A 17,940-nucleotide genomic window follows, 5' to 3' on the forward strand; every position below is an offset into this window, starting at 1 on the left:
ATTTTACTTGAACATAATGATTAATCATATCATCATTAGCAACTAAAATAAAAAGAAGAGCTAAAGTGAAATCCATTTTACAAATTATGATTTCATCTTTAAACTCTTCAAATTTCAAACTATTTTATCTTATAAAACGTATATCCAATTCTTCTTATTTATTTAAGTCTATACGATATAACTTCACATTTTTATCTTTTGGTGAATTTGAACTGAATTGATAACTTGCTTGGCCTTTTTGAATATAGCCAAAGTTACCTGTAACATTATTATAATGTACACGACTTATAGCTTTATGACCAAGTTGTTGTTTTACGGCTTTGTATGAAGGGCCGTTTGCATTATTATACGTCATTGATACGCGTGTAACATTTCCTCTTTCTTTTTTACCGTTAGCTGTTACTAACAAAACACCTTTATCAGTTCTAAATTCGTAATACTTTTCATTACTATTTGGGTTATAAGAATAGATAGGATGACTATACTTTTTTAATACACTCTTCATTGATTCGCCTATCTTAACGTTTTCTAATGATTTATCACCTTTGTTTAATTGTTGTACTGTTTTCATTGAATTACCAGTTGCCGCTTCAACGTTGTTTCCAACGCTTACTCCTGTTAAAACTAATCCTAAAACAAGTAATGATGTTATTAGTTTTTTCATAAGCACTCACTCCTTTGATTCTTTATGTCTTCTGTGCTCATGTTAATTGTACTATAAATATTACTAAAATAACAATAATATTACAAAATGATTACGTAAATTGTGTAGATAACTTTCTTTTAACAACTGTTTCAGCGCTTATAGTAAAACATATCTTGCTTAATTCATTGATTATTACCTTACAAAATTTCAGTATGAACTCTTTTATTTAGGTGCATATTGGTGAATGAAGTTTGTTGACTCTTGAGTAAATTGAGCCTGTTCTTCAACAAAAGGATATACACTTGAATGTTGATAGACGTTAAATTCACTGTGTTGAATCAAATCTGCGACTTCTTTAGCTTCTAGTGTAGTTGTACGTTCTCCGTGTTCTCCAGCAACAATAAGCGTAGGAACTTGAACATGCTTGAAAACATCTGCAATACCTTCGGATTTGAAAACATCTTTAACAGCTTGAATTTCTTCTTTAGTAGAAATACTATTTGTATCAACGACATGCTTTAAAAATTTATTCATCTTACGTGCTTTATAATATCTACGTTTATCCAAAAATTTTTCTTGCTTATCATCTTCCCAGTTACGTATTTTATGTGCATATTTTCTGAACAAGCGTTCTTCAGGCAATTCACCTTCTATTGAAGTAGGATTAACTAATATGATTGAGGATACATAGCCTGGATTTCTAACAGACATATCAGCAGCAATAAGTGCCCCCATCTCATGGCCAATAAATGCTGCTTCATCAATATATATAGCATCTAATAAAAATTTTATATCGTCAGCAAAGTCATAAAACTCTATATTTCTAGGCTTATCAGAATAACCATGTCCTCTCAGATCGATGAGCACAACCTGAAAAGACTTTGCTAATACCTTAGCTAAATCATTAAAAACAGCATAATTATCAAAAGCGGTATGCACGAGTACGACAGGATAACCTTGCCCCATAGTACTATAGTGTAATGTTGTACCGTCTTGTTTAGTAATTAAATCCATTGCCATGTTGTTCTTCTCCTTCTGTTTCAAAATTATCTGGTAAAATTTTAAGCAATTCCTCTATGGTAGTAATCGTATAATCTACTTCTTCTGTTAATGGCTCCAATTCTGCATCTTCTTGTTTATACCACACACTTACCATCCCCATTGCACGTGCAGGAGCAACATCGTTTAATGCATCATCTCCGACATACATTATTTCAGATGGTTTAACCCCCAATTGATCAATCATATCTTCAAAGATTTTAGGATGCGGCTTACGATAACCTACAGTTTCAGAAGTAGTTAAATAATTAATAACGTGCATAATACCCAATGAATGCAATCTAAATTGTTTAATTTTGGATTTTCCATTTGCAATCACACCAATCATGTAATGATGTTTCGATAACTTTTCTAATGTATACAAAGTATCATAGTAAGGGAAAACGTAACGATAGAAATGCATTTCAAAGTCATTAAATAAATCTCTCCATTTAAGACGGTCGATATGAAATTGTTTAATGATTTCCTTATATAGATCAGGTTTATCGTTGTCTTCATCATCGTCTAATTCAATAAATTTATTCTTATAATCTGCTAGTTGCACATGAATAAAATAATCATGAAACCGTTCATATTGCTCTTCTATAAACTTTTCACGCGATTTAACTCTATCTAATAGCGTGCCTTCTAAATCAAAGACGATAGCCTTAATACAGTTTAAATTCATTTTCAATGACCTCTTAACTTTTTAATAATACTATTGTAGCAAAAGAGTAGTGTGAACGTCATATGTTAGTCTGTTTAACTAAAATATAAAATAGGACTGGTACGCCGAGCAATGCCATCACGATGCCTACAGGAATTTGAATAGGTTGTATCATTGTACTTCCTATAAAATCTGCCATTATCATGACTACAGCACCTATGATTATATTCAATAACATTTGTAATCCTATTTGATAACGCCAATAAAATTTTCTAATCAGTTGTGGAATAATCATGCCTATAAAACCAATAACTCCAACGTATGCGACCACAACTGCTGTCATGATGGAAGCTACTATAAGAACAATATACGTTACTTGTTGTACATTTAATCCTAAAGACTGACTTTTCAATTCACCAACTTGCAATAATTTAATTCCTTTTTGCATTAAAAATAATACTATGATTGCGACAGATGCTATCATGCTAATAATCATAACGTCCTGATATTCAGCTGATGAAAACCCACCGAACAGATAATTAGCAATTGGATTCATCTTCTTAGGATTAATCAAAACAAGCAAATACAATAATGCATTCAATAGTGCACCAAGTAGTAATCCCGTTAATATAAGCATTTGAACAGGATATCCTTTGGCTAGCATCGCTGAAACACTTAAAACAAGTAACAGTGTGATTAAACTAAAAATAATGGAGAATATAGGGAACCATAAAAAACTAAGTCCCAAAAATAAAGCAATTCCAGATCCTAATGATGCACCACTAGCTAATCCCAATGTAAAACTATCTGCAAGTGGATTATTTAACACGATTTGATACACTTGGCCAGCTAATGTAAGTACTGCACCAGTGAGCATGGCTTCAAGCAATCTAGGTAAACGAACCTGGAATAATATGGTTTGATTAAAAACATCATCAAGTTTTCCTACATCCCAGCATAAACTTAAGCTCATGCTTAATATTAAAATAAATAACCATATAATAACACTTCTATATTTATTCATAACTCTCTCTTTCAATACTTTCTTAATCACTATATTAACAAAACAATACATAAAAAGTGTAAAACGACTGTCTTCCATTCGTTGGACGATTTAGTCATCGAGTAATGAGGTTGAATCAAAGGGCATTTGCATCAGTTTAATTCAATCCCCGTTTATCATAAATATTAAAAATACCTGAGACAATAACTACTGTCCCAGGCGTTTGAAATACATCTTTGTCAGCTTATTAAGAAAAATAATTATCTAAGCAAAATACAATACATCGTATTCAAATAATTATTTTTTATATATTTCGTCTTTTAAATCCTTTAGCCCTTCATCAATACGAGGACCTGGTCGAGAAACTTCATCCCCATCTACTGTTTCAATACGTGTATTTTTTACAGCATTAATTTTATCAAAACCACCACGTTTTTTTATCATTTCTATGTAGTCTGATTTTGATTTACCTTCTGTGGAAATCAGAATATCAGGATTACGTTTAATAATGCTTTCTTTACTTACTGATTTCCAACCTTTAACATCATCAAAACTATTTTTAGCATCTAGTTTCTCTAACATATCGTTAAAGAATGTATCTTTTCCGGCAGTGTAAATGTCTGGTTTAGATGATACTTCCATAAACACTTCTTGTTTCTTATGATGTTTAGGAATGGAGTTAATGATTTTATCTACATTATGTTTTGTTTCATCAACAAGTTCTTTAGCTTGTTTTTCACGATCCGTTAATTTTCCAATTGATTTAAAGGTATCATAAGTTTCATCAATCGATTGTGCATCTTTCACATAAACGACTTTTACTCCCTTATCTTTAAGTGACTTTAGCACTTTACCTGCAGAATTTTTCTGTGACTCATGCGCTAAAATCAAATCCGGTTTAGCTTTTATTAATTCTTCTTTATTTAAATTCATCGCATCGAATTGTTTTTTACCTTTTTTTACATCTTTAGGATAATCATCCACAGTGGATACACCTACTATATCTTCTCCGATTCCTAAGCGATATAAAATTTCTGTGTTACTAGGAATGAGCGAAACAATTCTATGATATTTTTTATCGCTTTTTTCAGTGTCTTTATTATTAGATGAGTGGTTGGCATCTTGACTACATGCAGCCAGTACTACAATCAATGCGCATATAACTATCCATAGTTTACTTTTCATTTGGAGCATCACCCTTTCACAAATTATTTTTAATGTTCCTATTCATCATATCAAAATATACCAATATTTGTAGATACAATTTTATTTGATTTTCACAAAATATGAGAAAAAGACAACTTTGAATTAAATCAATTAATATATTTAACCCCAACTTGCTTTGTCTGTAGAAATTCTCGTTGAATTTCCTTATGTTGGGGCCCCAACCCCAACTTGCTTTGTCTGTAGAATTTCTCGTTGAATTTCTCTGTATTGGTATCAGTTTTACAATGTAAGTATCAATCGGTAAAATGCTAAAAATGTCTGAGACAATCAACGATGTCCCAGACACATCATATTTTATAATTTAATAAACGTTTTTATCGCATCAGAAATGTATAAATTCAAACCACGTTCACGTTGCTTGTTAATAAACTTTACAAATCGCTCGTCTTCAATATAAATCTGAGCTATATATTCTAAAAATTGATTGTCACAATTAGGAACTTGTTCTTTCAAAATACATAGTAATTTCTTAATTTTTCCACTTGCTTCAAGTATAGAAACTTTGTTTAAATATAGCTGATTCATATCGTCAAAAAACATATTTAATTGCTTATTAATTTCCTCAAAATGATTTTGCTGTTCTGATTCATCCTTACTTTTTTGTTTATCTTTATATGCTTGATAATAATGGGTATCTCCATACTTACTTGCTGCTTCTTTTTCATACTGTTCATTTAAATTGAAATTTTGCATTGTAGTTACCTCAATCTCTTCATTATCTTGGTGAAAATGATGTTCTAACGTACAGATAATATCATTTAAGCGATCTCTTTTTTTAACAATGTGATAAAAATTATCATGTAATATTTTAGTTCTAAAATCACTATCACCTTCAAAATATATCTGTATTTGTTTTAGTGTTAAATCTAATTCCTTTAAAAAGAGAATATATTGTAACTTTGAAATATCTTGAACATTATAATATCGGTACCCATTAGCACTCATTTGTTGTGGTACGAGTAACCCCTTTTCATGATAATAATGAAGCGTACGTATACTAACTCCGGTAATGTCAGAAAGCATTTTGGGACTGAAGCGTTCTTTCATCATTTCACCTCCTGAATTAAAGTATGAGGTATGACGTTACGTTAAGGTCAATACTTATTTTTTAAAATAGGTATCTAAAAAGGTATAGCGTTGTTTCCCTTTACCATTAAAATAATTTTTTCCAAAATTATCTAATAAAGCGTGAAACTCATTTGCATCTTGATTTGAAAATGATTCAGGAAGTGTTAATTCCTGCTTCAATTGATGATAACTTTCTGTATGTTGATATCCCAATTTTCTAAAAATACGTCTAGTATAACTATCAGGTATAAATTCTTTACCTTTAAAAATATATACTATTAAGACGTCAGCGGTCTCTTCACCTATGCCACGGATGGTGAGTAACTCTTTTCTTAAGTTATCACTGTATAACTTAGCTATACTACTATAATCAAAGTGATGTTCATTTAACCATAGTAACAATGCTTGTATAGCCTTAGCTTTATTTTTATAGAAACCACTCGAACGTATCACTTGCTGCAACGATTCTAAAGGCATTTTCAATATTGTCTGTGCATTAAAAGAAGTTTCTTCCTTTAATCTTGATAACGCTATATCTGCATTATTCCAATTAGTATTTTGGACTAGAATTGCCCCAAGCATCATTTCTATTGGTGTTTCTGCTGGCCACCAATATTGAGGGCCCATATTTTGATATAGAATTTGATATAATTTCTCTATTGATAACATGATTTCTTCCCCCGCAAAACTTCGAATGATTATTTTATCTCGCATGCTACATTATCCAATTTTCCCAAGAAGTCTGAGGTGTTGTCCTACCTAATTGTTGATATTCCTTTTATAACAAACTTTATGCTGTACCCCAATCTCGGTTTGCTATGCTTATTTTTTCTTTTGGGTATGCATATGTAAATGTAAGAGCCTGTACATATAAATATGTCAGGCTCTCGTGTATCTATTTTATGAAGTTTTACATAGATTCTGGTGCTGTGACACCTACTAATGCTAATGCATTGTGCAAGGTAATACGCACCGCTTCAATCATAGCTACATATGCTTTAGTTTTTTCTGTATCATCTGTAAGCACTTTTTCAGCATTGTAAAATTTATGGAATGCTGCAGCTAGATCTTGAATATAATTAGTTAGACGATGAGGTGCGCGATGTTCGGCTGCACTCTCTATCGTTGATTCAAATTCTGCTACTTTTTTTAATAAGTCTATTGCTTTATCATTATTTATTTTAGAAAAGTCTGCATCAGTAGACACTTCAATACCTTGTTCTTTAGCTTGCTTTAAAATAGAGCAAATTCGTGCATGTGCATATTGTGCGTAATAAATTGGATTGTCCTGAGATTGCTCTTTAGCTAACTCTAAATCAAAGTCAAAATGAGAATCAGGACTACGCATTGTTAAGAAATAACGTGCAGCATCGATACCGACTTCATCCATAATTTCACGTAAAGTAATCGCATTGCCTGTACGCTTACTCATCTTCACTTCTTCTCCATTTTGCATAAGGCGAACCATTTGCATAATTTGAATTTCAAGACGATCGCTGTCTACACCAAATGTTTCTAAGCTAGCTTTGAGACGATTAATATAACCGTGGTGATCAGCACCCATTAAATCAATTAAAATATCATTTCCTCTATTAATCTTATTGTAGTGATAAGCCGTATCTGGTGTGAAATAAGTATAATTACCGTCTTTTTTTATTAATACACGATCTTTATCGTCTTTGAAGTCACTTGTACGTAACCAAGTTGCACCATCTGCTTCATACGTATAGCCTAGTTCTTTCATTTTAGATAATGTATTTTCAATCGCGCCATTTTCATATAAAGATGTTTCACTAAACCAATTATCAAAGTGCACGTTAAAGTCAGATAAATCCTTTTTCAATTTTTCCATTTCATAATCGACACCAAGTTGTCTAAATGTTTTTAAGCGTTCTTCATCAGTGTAGTCTTTTATTTCTGGATGTTTAACAGCGAGGTCTTTCCCGATTTCAATAATGTCTTTACCATTATAACCATCCGCCGGCATCTCATAACTCGTATCACCTAAAGCTTCAAAGTATCGTGCTTCAATTGATCGTGCTAAATTAGTGATTTGATTACCTGCGTCATTAATATAATATTCACGTGTAACGTTGTAACCAGCCGCAATGAGAATATTAGCTAAAGAATCGCCTACAGCTGCATTTCTAGCATGACCAATATGTAAGTCTCCTGTTGGATTAGCTGATACATATTCTAATAAAATGTTAGTATTCTTAGATTGTGTTGCATATCCAAATCGATCACCTTTTGTGATAGCTTCTGGAATAATGGCTGTTAAATATTGATTATCCAGATAAAAGTTGATGAAACCTGGCCCAGCAATATCAACTTGTTTAACGTGTGCTTTGCTTGTATCTAAATGATCGACAATAGCTTGCGCAATTTCACGGGGATTACGCTTAGCAATCTTTGTTAAAACCATAGCAATATTAGAAGAATAATCTCCATTTTTAGGATCTTTAGGTATTTCAATTTTGATTTCTGGAATATCTTCTGCGAGGTTAGCTTTTCTAATACTAACTTCTATTTCTTCTATTAGCGTTTGTTTAACCTGATCGATTATACTCATTCACTTATCTCCTTATAATTTATTTCATATTGATAAGAACCCATTTTTTGTTCATCTTGATATAACTCATAATGTATTTTTAGCTTACCGCCATTATGAGTGACGAAATGCTTAAGACTTAATGTTTTAACAGTTAAAGGTATTTTTCCGGCAGGTACATCATAGAGTGTTGTCGTCTCATGTCCTTCGACGAAATGTAAGTTCATATTAATGTCACCTTTACGAATTAACTTTACACCGGTATCTTCAATTTTAATCGTAACATTGACTTTAGCATCTTCAATTTGTTCTTCGTAACGTATAAAATCTGCAAATTTTTGTTGCCAAAAACCTTTTGTAGTAAACTCAAATCTCTGCTTTTCACCATTCTGTTTCAAAACTTGATGGGTTTGAATGTTAATATTTTTATTCAATTTACTACTCACCTTAACCCTTACAATAATAAATGTCATTATAGCATAAAACTGCTATTGCTTGTAGTACTCAAGACATGTGTTCATGTCAAAAATTTACACAATATGAAAAGAACCTGAAACATCAATTTTGTCTCAGATTCTTTTTACATATTCACAATTCATAACTGATGTGAAAGTGGCACTTTCCTATTCTAGATATTGTTGCCACAGAGAGCTCACACATTCAATATAAATGTCACCTATCACTTCAATCAGATTTGCTATTATTCAACATCAATAATGTCAGTTTTATATTTTTTTAATAAAAATCTATATTTATCGAAATATACGATGCCGAATATCATTGTTGCAATGATGAACATTGTCTTTTTCATCTTTTAACCTCATATTCCTCAAAATATTTTTAAATCTATAATATATTATAGCATTATCAAATTTCATTTCTATAAAATATTTAAGGTTCGAGTTAATTTTCATTCATATATTTTAGATGAAATGTCCATCTTCAAATATTACACGCTCTTTTTTATTTTGAATAAAGTGATTAAAATTATTATTTTGAAAATCACTTAAAAGAGCTTTAGATGTACTATAATTAAACATAAAATCCTCAGTCTCAATAAACATTTTTTTAAAAAGTAGTCCGTCTTTTAAAGTGATTTTTTTTATATCATTATAATCGACTTCATCTACTTTAATATATTCAAAAGTGTTAAAATTTACATTTAAAAGAGCCAAGAATTTTTCTCCAAAATAATAAACGTGTAATGGTTGTCTCTTATTTTGCCCAATTAGGAGACGCCCCTTTTCAAATGTTTGTTGTGGAAAATTTAAATCTAAAAACTCTAAAATTTTATCTTCTTTTAATTTAAATTGCATAATTAATCCCTTCCCTTTTTTACATTCACAAATTAAAAGATAATATAATTTCCAAATATTATATTATCTTTTATGTTCACTTTTAGTGCGAGCTTTTCATATCAATGACCATTCGACCTGTGATTGTTCCCTTTTCCATTTCATCAAAAATATCGTTAATTTCAGATAATTGTCTTAATTGGACTTTAGGAATAACTTTATTTTCGGCAGCAAATTGAAATGCTTCTCTTAAATCTTGTCTGGTACCAACTAATGAGCCAACGACTTCAATTCCATCAAGCACTAAACGTGGAATATCTAAATCCATTTTGTCTACTGGAAGTCCTACTGCTACCACACGTGCACCCGCCTTAACAACATCCACTGCTTGATTAAAAGGTGTTTTAGCTACAGCAGTAATCACCGTTGCATCTAATCCTTTATTATTCGTTAGACGATTAACTTCCTCAATAGGATCAACATTAGTTGAATTTATGATTGCATCAGCACCAAGCTCTTTAGCAAAATTTAATTTATCATCATTAATGTCGAATGCAACAACTTTCGCGCCCATTACGTTTTTGGCGTATTGCAATGCTAAATTACCTAATCCGCCCACACCAAATACGCCTAACCATTGTCCTGGTTCGATGCCACTCACTTTTACTGCTTTATATGTTGTCACACCTGCACAGGTAATAGATGAAGCAGCCGCTGGATCAAGATTTTCGGGAACTTTAACTGCATAATTCGCATCAACAATGACTTCTTCAGCCATTGCCCCGTCAACAGTATATCCGGCATTAAGAACATCCCTGCATAATGTTTCTCTACCAGTTGTGCAATACTCACAATTACCGCATGCTGCATACATCCATGCTATAGATACACGATCCCCTACCTTTAATGAATCTACGTTATCAGCAACTTCAATGACACGTCCAATTCCCTCATGTCCTAGCGTTACACCTGTTACGTCACCGAAATCTGCATTTTTAACATGTAAATCAGTGTGACATACACCACAATATTCAGTCTTTACTAATGCTTCTCCAGGTTTTAATTCTCTTAAACGTTTTTCTTCAATACTTACTCTGTGATCTTTGGTTACTACAGCTGCTTTCATAAAAAGCCCTCCCTAGTATTAAAGTGTAATTCTATTACTTCCACCCTTATTTTACACTCTTTTGAAATCGTTTTCCAAAAGTCCTTTCATTTATACTGAATTTTTTGTAAATTGTATATAGAGCGACATAATATCGTCACTTTTATAGCATATTTTATGCTTTATTCATATATTTTAATTTTTTAACTATATATATCATGTTAGTGAAAAGTCATCGCTCTTAATCACACCTTATAATTCTGGGGATGAAGATGTGTATTTTAAAAATCTTAATCGGAGGGGATGAAAGTGAAGTCGCAAGTTTTATATGGAAAATCTGAAATTGAAATCAATGTGCCTGATGATAGCACAATCATAGAGCCTCAAAACATCAATGCTATTCAAGACTATGAATCAGCAATTAAAAATGTATTAAGAAACCCCACAAATTCTAAATCTTTAAAAGAAATGGTAAACAGTAATGATATTGTTTCTATTGTTATTAGTGATATAACACGTCCAACGCCTAACCATATTCTTGTACCTTTACTAATTGAGGAATTAAATCATGTTCCTCGTGAGAATTTCGTAATTATTAATGGTACAGGGACTCATCGAGATCAAACGCGAGATGAATTGATTCAAATGTTAGGTGAAGATATTGTAAATTCAGTAAAAATCGTTCACAATCATTGCTCAGAAAAAGAAAGTCTAGCTAAAGTGGGACACAGTCAATATGGATGTGATGTATATTTAAACAAAGCATATGTAGAATCCGATTTTAAAATTGTAACAGGTTTTATTGAACCTCACTTTTTTGCCGGATTTTCAGGGGGACCTAAAGGGATAATGCCTGGAATTGCAGGTTTAGAAACAATTCAAACTTTTCATAATGCAAAGATGATTGGCGATTCGAGATCAACGTGGGGAAATTTAGAAGATAATCCAGTTCAAGACATGGCACGGGAAGTTAACCGTATGTGTAAACCTGACTTTTTACTTAACGTTGCATTGAATAAAAGTAAAGAAATTACTGCAGCATTTGCTGGTGAAATCTTTGATACACACAAAGAAGGATGCGCATATGTAAAAGAACATGCAATGTTTAAATGTGATCAACACTTTGATATTGTTATCGCATCAAATTCTGGCTATCCTTTAGATCAAAATTTATATCAAACAGTAAAAGGGATGAGTGCAGCGAGTAAAATTGTAAAAAAAGACGGTCATATTATTATGGTATCTGAATGTGCAGATGGCTTTCCTGATCATGGTAAATTTGCCGAAATTTTCAAAATGGCAGACACACCTCAAGGTATTTTAGAACTTATTCACGATCCAAACTTTAAGGAAGTTGACCAATGGCAAGTACAAAAACAAGCAAGTATTCAAACTTTTGCCAATGTGCATGTTTATTCAGAACTTACTGACCAACAACTTAAAGACTCGATGTTAATCCCAACCTCTAACATTGAACATACAATACAAGAATTAGAACATCGATATGGTCGTAAATTAACCATTGGTGTTATGCCACAAGGTCCTTTAACGATACCGTACGTAGAAGACAAAGAATAATAAATGGAGGATGGAAACTATGACTGAATTAAATACTAAAGAAATGAAATTAGACGCACTATTGAAAGACATGCAGAGTGTAGTCATTGCCTTCTCAGGTGGAGTAGATAGTAGCTTGTTACTGAAAAAAGCGATTGATGTTTTAGGTGTTAATTATGTTAAACCTGTTGTAGTAAAATCAGAATTATTTAGAAATGAAGAGTTTGAACTAGCGCTTAAACTTGGACAAAGTCTAGGTGTTGAAGTATTAGAAACTGAAATGTCTGAACTTCAAGATGCGAATATCGTTAAAAACACGCCCGAAAGTTGGTACTATAGCAAGCGCTTGATGTATAGTCAACTTGAGAATATTAAGAATAAACTAGGATTTAATTATGTGCTAGACGGTATGATTATGGATGACTTAGATGATTTTCGTCCCGGATTAAAAGCAAGAGACGACTTTGGTGTGCGTAGCGTTTTACAAGAAGCAAAACTATATAAATCTGAAGTTAGAGAATTAAGTCATCAACATGACTTGCCTGTATGGAATAAACCAGCCTTATGTAGTCTAGCATCAAGAATACCTTATGGTGAGGAATTAAGTTTCACAAAAGTTAACAAGGTCAACGAAGCAGAAAAATTCATTTTAAGCCTAGGTATCAACCACGTACGAGTACGCTATCATCACAACATAGCACGCATTGAAGTAACAGAAGATCAATTAACTAATCTTCTTAAATTGAAAGACAGTATCATATTACATTTGAAAGAATTAGGATTTGACTATGTAACAATGGATTTAGAAGGCTATCGTACAGGTAGTATGAATGAAATCATTGATACCAAATCTACAAGTTTTAAATAAGGATGTGAGTACCTATGAGCCATAGTTATAATTCTATAGAAGAGGTGCTCAAAGCTGTAAAATCAAATCAACTATCTATTAATGATGCTAAAGCCCAACTCAGTCATTATGACGAATTGGGCTTTGCTAAAATTGACTTACATAGAGCACAGCGTCAAGGGTTTCCCGAAGTTATCTTTGGGCAAGGAAAAACAAAAGAACAAATCACTAAAATCATCTCTAGTTTGATATTTCATAATGAAGTTATTCTAGTGACACGTGTTGATGAAATGAAAGCAAAATATATTTTACAACATTATCCAAAGTTGGAATATCATCAAACTGCACAGTTAATTAGCACGCCACTGAATGATATACCACAATCTAAATATTATGTTTCTGTACTTTGTGCTGGAACTTCTGATTTACCTATTGCAGAAGAAGCTGCGTTAACCGCTGAAATCATGGGAGTAAGTGTAAAACGATTTTATGATGTCGGGGTTTCAGGAATTCATCGCTTATTATCCAACATTCATGATATACGCAAAGGTAAAGTTTCAATCGTTATAGCTGGAATGGAAGGCGCTTTAGCAAGTGTTGTTGGAGGATTAGTCAACCACCCTATATATGCAGTACCAACGAGTATAGGTTATGGAGCAAACTTGAATGGGGTTACCACCCTATTATCAATGATAAATAGTTGTGCACCCGGAACCAGCGTATTAAATATCAATAATGGATTTGGTGGCGGTTACAACGCTGCACAGATTATCCATATGCTAGAAAATAAAGAGAGTGAGGTATCTTTATGACAAAAGCATTGTATTTAGATTGCCACGCAGGTATTGCCGGAGATATGCTACTTTCTGCTTTAGTTGATTTAGGCGCACACCCTGAAGACATTGAATCAGAACTAAAAAAGTTACCTTTAGATCAATTTAAGCTACATTTTCAAAAAAGAGTAAAACAAGGTATTCATGCAATGACATTAAACATTGATGTTAAAGAATCAAATCATCATCGTCACGTTAATGATATATTTAAAATGATAGATGACAGTACTCTTCCGGAAAGAGTTAAATATCGCAGTAAGAAAATTTTTGAAATTATTGGCCAAGCAGAAGCTAAAATTCATGGCATGTCGTTTGAAGAAGTTCACTTTCATGAAGTAGGGGCAATGGACTCTATTATCGATATTATTGGTGGGTGTATTGCTCTAGAACAACTAGGGATTAACACATTATACTGTTCAGCTATTCCAACAGGTCATGGTAAAATCCATATTGCTCATGGCATTTATCCAATCCCTGCACCTGCTACTGCTGAAATTCTTAAAGGTATCCCAATCGCACATTTTGATGTTCAAAGTGAACTCACAACCCCTACTGGTGCTGCATTTGCTAAGGGACTCGTTTCATCGTTTGGGCCATTTCCTTCAGCAACAATACAACATATAGGCTATGGTGCTGGCAGTAAGGATTTTAATTTCCCTAATATATTAAGGGTTATTCAATTTGACTCTGAATTCGAGCAACAAGATAGCGTTCAAGTAATAGAGTGTCAAATAGATGATATGACCCCTGAAGCATTAGGTGATTTTATGAATAATGCGTTAGAACAAGGTGCTTTAGATGCTTACTATACGCCTATATTTATGAAAAAAAGTCGCCCAAGCACGCAGTTAACGTTAATATGTAAATTACATGATAAGATATATTTCGAACAACTTATCTTACAAGAAACAAGTTCTTTAGGCGTCAGAAGTACTTCTGTTAATAGAAAGATCTTGAATCGCGCGTTTAAAATTCTTTCTACACAACACGGCACTGTTTCCATTAAATTTGGTCTACAAAATGGAAAAATTATGAAAATGAAACCCGAGTATGAAGATTTGAAGAAGATGGCTAAAACTACAAACCAACCGTTTCAAGTAATTCATAACGAGGTATTACAACAACTCTATCAAACATATCGTATAGGAGATATACTTCAATAAATTAAGTCTTATTCATTTAAATTTTGCACATCAAAAAAAGGATAGGGACAGTCATTCTACATAAAACTGTCATCTATCCTTTTATTCTATTCAAATGCTCGATATAGTTCTTCACTAGAATTATTCCACATTTCAACGTTATGATTCTGTAGAAATTCTTTTAAAATTTGTTTGTTATCATCACCGATTTGGTCAATGATAAATTGATGTTTCATGGACTTATCCATCATATTAACATGTTCTGGCATGCTCTTATAACCACGTCTAATACTTTTGTTAACTAATAAATAGCATGCAGTCACACCCGCATAATATGGTCCTTGTTCACTACGTTCGGTCGTCACCCAACATAGCCAGTATGCTTTAGCCTCCTCACCTTCAACTTGCGATTTGTCAGTAATCCACTTGACACCCTTTTCAACTTCAGCACGTGCATGCATACCACCAATATCAACAAATGCCTTCTGATTTTCAATATCTATAAAAACCGGGGCAATATTATCTAAACTAATTGAACCAATATTAGTTCCTTTATGACCATCTAGTGGATCATTTTTTATAATATTGAAATTGAAACCTTTTTTCTCAGACAAACGAGACACCTCCTAATAAGTCATTAAATAAAAACGATATATCTTATTCTTAACAGTTAGTTTAATTCATTAAGCAAGTTAATAATAGAACCTTTAATTTGATAATCTTTAATCTTTAAAATCATTTCTTTAGGATAATATAATTTATGGTCTTCTCTATTAATCCCTGTAATACTATTGATTACCAATGATTGATTACTTATTTCTGTAATTCCACCATTACTTTTTAATAAATGAATCGGTTTACGATTTGATCCCGGGCGATCATAATCATAAGGTAAATCTGAAAATGCTTCACTTACAAAGTAATAATCAGGATTAATACCACCCGCTTCAAATAATTCTTGCAATTCAGAAATGGTAATAATTGAACCGTCGAAAGGAATATATTTAAATAAATCTCTATTGATAAACCGTCTTGATAAATCACTTAATATTGGATCATTTTCATGAATCCATTTCTTCAAGTAATACAATACAACTGCTTCATCAAGTTCCACATATTGTTCAATCGTCATTGTTCCTTCAAAGAATGGTATGAAGTCTTTTGGATACATTTTAAATTCATATCCTTCATTATAAAGCTGCTTAGCTCGTTTTAAACAATTGTTTAATAAAACTTCTCCACCACGGCTTACTGGATGAAAATATATTTGCCAATACATTTGATAACGACTCATAATGAAATTTTCGACAGCATGCATACCACTATCTTTAATTAACACTTCTTCTTTAGATGGTCTCATCAACCTTAAAATACGCTCCATATCAAATGAGCCATACGTTACGCCTGTAAAATATGCATCTCTTTGTAAATAGTCCATTCGATCAGCATCAATTTGTGAGGAAATCATAGAAATAACAAGCTTATTATCGTGCGTTTTATTAATTACATCAGCTACTTGTTTAGGAAAGTTATCAGAGACTCGACTTAGTACACCATTAACCTCAGTATTTCCTGTAATAATAGCTTGTGTAAATGCTTCATGGTCTGTATTAAATATTTTTTCAAAACTATGAGAGAAAGGACCATGACCTAAATCATGTAACAACGCAGCACACAACGCGAGTGGCCGATCTGTATTATCCCACGCGTCTTGTCCTATAAATGTCTCATCAATCATTCGACGCACAATTTCATAAACACCCAAAGAGTGTCCAAAACGACTGTGTTCGGCTGTATGAAAAGATAAATATAAAGTACCTAGTTGTTTAATACGTCTCAAACGTTGGAATTCTTTTGTTTTAATTAAATCCCAAATCAATTGATCCTGTACGTGGATAAATCGATGAATTGGATCTTTAAATACCTTTTCTTCTGTTAATTTACTCGTTGCATATGATGATAGCGTCATACTTTCCCTCCTATCCTATATATTCCAAAAAATATTTATTTTTTATTTCTCATATCTCTAGACGAAACAATCTTAATTATTTATGTGATTGTTAAAATGATTTCTTCATTAAAGCTAAATCCATGATTTCACCATACATTTCAGGTTGATATGAGCGAATAATCTCGAATCCATGATTCTGATAATATTCGATGCCATTGCTATTATTGTTATCAACTTCTAGATAAACTGTTTCATACTGGTCTTTAAACCTTTTTAACCCCGCTTCTAGCAAACGAGTTCCATAACCTTTATGCTGAGATTCAGGTCTAACATAGTGTGCAGATAAATAAAGCTCTTCACCATAAATGAAATTTGCAAAACCAACAATCTCACTATCTTCTTCTGCCACTAAAAATAATTGCTCATTTAATCTCTTTTTTAAATGCGTTTCATTATATGAAGCGGCCAACAGTTCATTAACTGTTGAAGCAGCATAAATATTTAAATATGTGTTATACCAAGCTTTTGTCGCAACATCTCTTATCGCTACAGCATCTTTTTCAGTTGCTTGTCTGACACTATACATGTGACTTCTCCCCTAACTATTTACTTGACTATTAATATAGGCATTATACCACATGTATGATACCTTAATTCAATCTAGACATTCAAAAAGCTTCACAAAATTTATTTTAGAACTATTAATAACTACAACTTTTTAAATATGATTATTTGACACAATATTTTTTATACACATATTTCTAATTATTTAAAATTTTAAAGCAATCATTAAATAATCACTCAATACTATAATTTCATACTAACCTTCTTAAAATCATGATTTGGTTATTTCCCCATTCCATTCTTTTACATGATTAAATGCTTACTTTATGAATTGCACTACGTTAGCTTTTGGACGATTTCTACCAAAAATAATGTTATCAATGTCGTCTATCTTCCTACTTATAAATAATTTGGTTCTGTTGCAAAGTAAAAAATATAGCTAACCA

18 protein-coding genes are annotated in these 17,940 nt (G+C 32.2%); 4 read left to right on the top strand and 14 right to left on the bottom strand.

Translation table 11 applies throughout. From position 1 onward, the window contains the following. Positions 1-154 precede the first annotated feature (154 nt). The 11 genes from HMPREF2897_RS04455 to adhP form a co-directional block, all read right to left on the bottom strand. Complete coding sequence (locus HMPREF2897_RS04455; protein WP_002445814.1) at positions 155-664, bottom strand: SA0570 family protein; 510 nt, start codon at positions 662-664, stop codon at positions 155-157. A 204-nt stretch (positions 665-868) separates the two neighbouring features. Further along, positions 869-1,666 (bottom strand): alpha/beta fold hydrolase, encoded by a 798-nt coding sequence (locus HMPREF2897_RS04460; RefSeq protein WP_002445813.1) that lies wholly within the window; start codon positions 1,664-1,666, stop codon positions 869-871. After that, complete coding sequence (locus HMPREF2897_RS04465) at positions 1,644-2,372, bottom strand: HAD family hydrolase (protein WP_002445812.1); 729 nt, start codon at positions 2,370-2,372, stop codon at positions 1,644-1,646. Before HMPREF2897_RS04465 ends, HMPREF2897_RS04460 begins: the two co-directional genes overlap by 23 nt. Positions 2,373-2,430: 58 nt before the next feature. Continuing rightward, positions 2,431-3,375, bottom strand: a complete 945-nt coding sequence (locus HMPREF2897_RS04470) for a FecCD family ABC transporter permease (RefSeq protein WP_070592741.1) — start codon at positions 3,373-3,375, stop codon at positions 2,431-2,433. A 276-nt stretch (positions 3,376-3,651) separates the two neighbouring features. Next, positions 3,652-4,539, bottom strand: a complete 888-nt coding sequence (locus HMPREF2897_RS04475) for an ABC transporter substrate-binding protein (RefSeq protein WP_002469601.1) — start codon at positions 4,537-4,539, stop codon at positions 3,652-3,654. Between the two features lie 336 nt (positions 4,540-4,875). Continuing rightward, positions 4,876-5,628 carry a MerR family transcriptional regulator gene (locus HMPREF2897_RS04480; RefSeq protein WP_002445809.1) on the bottom strand — a complete coding sequence of 251 codons (753 nt, stop codon included), beginning with the start codon at positions 5,626-5,628 and terminating at the stop codon, positions 4,876-4,878. 54 nt (positions 5,629-5,682) lie between these two features. Then, on the bottom strand, positions 5,683-6,318 hold the full coding sequence (locus HMPREF2897_RS04485) for an endonuclease III domain-containing protein (protein ID WP_002470119.1): 636 nt from the start codon (positions 6,316-6,318) through the stop codon (positions 5,683-5,685). Between the two features lie 241 nt (positions 6,319-6,559). Then, positions 6,560-8,221 (bottom strand): arginine--tRNA ligase, encoded by a 1,662-nt coding sequence (gene argS / locus HMPREF2897_RS04490; RefSeq protein ID WP_002445807.1) that lies wholly within the window; start codon positions 8,219-8,221, stop codon positions 6,560-6,562. Further along, positions 8,218-8,634, bottom strand: coding sequence for a YwiB family protein (locus HMPREF2897_RS04495; protein ID WP_002458357.1), 417 nt, complete (start codon positions 8,632-8,634; stop codon positions 8,218-8,220). Before HMPREF2897_RS04495 ends, argS begins: the two co-directional genes overlap by 4 nt. A gap of 489 nt (positions 8,635-9,123) precedes the next feature. Further along, the gene (locus HMPREF2897_RS04500) at positions 9,124-9,516 is read right to left on the bottom strand and encodes a hypothetical protein (RefSeq protein ID WP_002445784.1); all 393 of its coding nucleotides are present in this window, start codon (positions 9,514-9,516) and stop codon (positions 9,124-9,126) included. Between the two features lie 82 nt (positions 9,517-9,598). Beyond that, entirely contained in the window at positions 9,599-10,621 is a 1,023-nt protein-coding gene (gene adhP / locus HMPREF2897_RS04505) for an alcohol dehydrogenase AdhP (RefSeq protein ID WP_002445783.1), read from the bottom strand. Positions 10,622-10,909: 288 nt separating this feature from the next. Between adhP and larA the strand changes: the two genes are divergently transcribed. The 4 genes from larA to larC are packed head-to-tail and all read left to right on the top strand — an operon-like array spanning position 10,910 to position 15,000. Beyond that, positions 10,910-12,178: a nickel-dependent lactate racemase gene (larA, locus tag HMPREF2897_RS04510; protein ID WP_002495845.1), complete on the top strand. Its 1,269-nt coding sequence runs from the start codon at positions 10,910-10,912 to the stop codon at positions 12,176-12,178. Between the two features lie 19 nt (positions 12,179-12,197). Beyond that, positions 12,198-13,025: an ATP-dependent sacrificial sulfur transferase LarE gene (larE, locus tag HMPREF2897_RS04515; RefSeq protein ID WP_001832048.1), complete on the top strand. Its 828-nt coding sequence runs from the start codon at positions 12,198-12,200 to the stop codon at positions 13,023-13,025. A 14-nt stretch (positions 13,026-13,039) separates the two neighbouring features. After that, positions 13,040-13,816, top strand: coding sequence for a nickel pincer cofactor biosynthesis protein LarB (larB, locus tag HMPREF2897_RS04520; protein WP_001832104.1), 777 nt, complete (start codon positions 13,040-13,042; stop codon positions 13,814-13,816). Beyond that, the gene (gene larC / locus HMPREF2897_RS04525) at positions 13,813-15,000 is read left to right on the top strand and encodes a nickel pincer cofactor biosynthesis protein LarC (protein ID WP_001832070.1); all 1,188 of its coding nucleotides are present in this window, start codon (positions 13,813-13,815) and stop codon (positions 14,998-15,000) included. The genes larB and larC overlap by 4 nt, the downstream gene beginning before the upstream one ends. A gap of 86 nt (positions 15,001-15,086) precedes the next feature. Here larC and HMPREF2897_RS04530 read toward each other — a convergent pair whose 3' ends face one another. From HMPREF2897_RS04530 to HMPREF2897_RS04540, 3 genes are all read right to left on the bottom strand, one after another. Beyond that, entirely contained in the window at positions 15,087-15,593 is a 507-nt protein-coding gene (locus tag HMPREF2897_RS04530; RefSeq protein WP_001832182.1) for a YwhD family protein, read from the bottom strand. 56 nt (positions 15,594-15,649) lie between these two features. Beyond that, a complete protein-coding gene (locus HMPREF2897_RS04535; protein ID WP_001832138.1) occupies positions 15,650-16,948 on the bottom strand; it encodes an HD domain-containing protein in 1,299 nt (432 codons plus the stop codon). 91 nt (positions 16,949-17,039) lie between these two features. Beyond that, positions 17,040-17,516, bottom strand: coding sequence for a GNAT family N-acetyltransferase (locus HMPREF2897_RS04540; RefSeq protein WP_001832180.1), 477 nt, complete (start codon positions 17,514-17,516; stop codon positions 17,040-17,042). Positions 17,517-17,940 lie beyond the last annotated feature (424 nt).

It is taken from the genome of Staphylococcus sp. HMSC065D05 (assembly GCF_001813195.1).
Taxonomy (GTDB): Bacteria; Bacillota; Bacilli; order Staphylococcales; family Staphylococcaceae; genus Staphylococcus; species Staphylococcus epidermidis.

Coding starts and splice junctions, on each gene's coding strand:
- HMPREF2897_RS04455 (WP_002445814.1), bottom strand. CDS start 664: ATGAAAAAACTAATAACATCATTACTTGTTTTAGGATTAGTTTTAACA.
- HMPREF2897_RS04460 (WP_002445813.1), bottom strand. CDS start 1,666: ATGGCAATGGATTTAATTACTAAACAAGACGGTACAACATTACACTAT.
- HMPREF2897_RS04465 (WP_002445812.1), bottom strand. CDS start 2,372: ATGAATTTAAACTGTATTAAGGCTATCGTCTTTGATTTAGAAGGCACG.
- HMPREF2897_RS04470 (WP_070592741.1), bottom strand. CDS start 3,375: ATGAATAAATATAGAAGTGTTATTATATGGTTATTTATTTTAATATTA.
- HMPREF2897_RS04475 (WP_002469601.1), bottom strand. CDS start 4,539: ATGAAAAGTAAACTATGGATAGTTATATGCGCATTGATTGTAGTACTG.
- HMPREF2897_RS04480 (WP_002445809.1), bottom strand. CDS start 5,628: ATGAAAGAACGCTTCAGTCCCAAAATGCTTTCTGACATTACCGGAGTT.
- HMPREF2897_RS04485 (WP_002470119.1), bottom strand. CDS start 6,318: ATGTTATCAATAGAGAAATTATATCAAATTCTATATCAAAATATGGGC.
- argS (WP_002445807.1), bottom strand. CDS start 8,221: ATGAGTATAATCGATCAGGTTAAACAAACGCTAATAGAAGAAATAGAA.
- HMPREF2897_RS04500 (WP_002445784.1), bottom strand. CDS start 9,516: ATGCAATTTAAATTAAAAGAAGATAAAATTTTAGAGTTTTTAGATTTA.
- adhP (WP_002445783.1), bottom strand. CDS start 10,621: ATGAAAGCAGCTGTAGTAACCAAAGATCACAGAGTAAGTATTGAAGAA.
- larE (WP_001832048.1), top strand. CDS start 12,198: ATGACTGAATTAAATACTAAAGAAATGAAATTAGACGCACTATTGAAA.
- larB (WP_001832104.1), top strand. CDS start 13,040: ATGAGCCATAGTTATAATTCTATAGAAGAGGTGCTCAAAGCTGTAAAA.
- larC (WP_001832070.1), top strand. CDS start 13,813: ATGACAAAAGCATTGTATTTAGATTGCCACGCAGGTATTGCCGGAGAT.
- HMPREF2897_RS04535 (WP_001832138.1), bottom strand. CDS start 16,948: ATGACGCTATCATCATATGCAACGAGTAAATTAACAGAAGAAAAGGTA.
- HMPREF2897_RS04540 (WP_001832180.1), bottom strand. CDS start 17,516: ATGTATAGTGTCAGACAAGCAACTGAAAAAGATGCTGTAGCGATAAGA.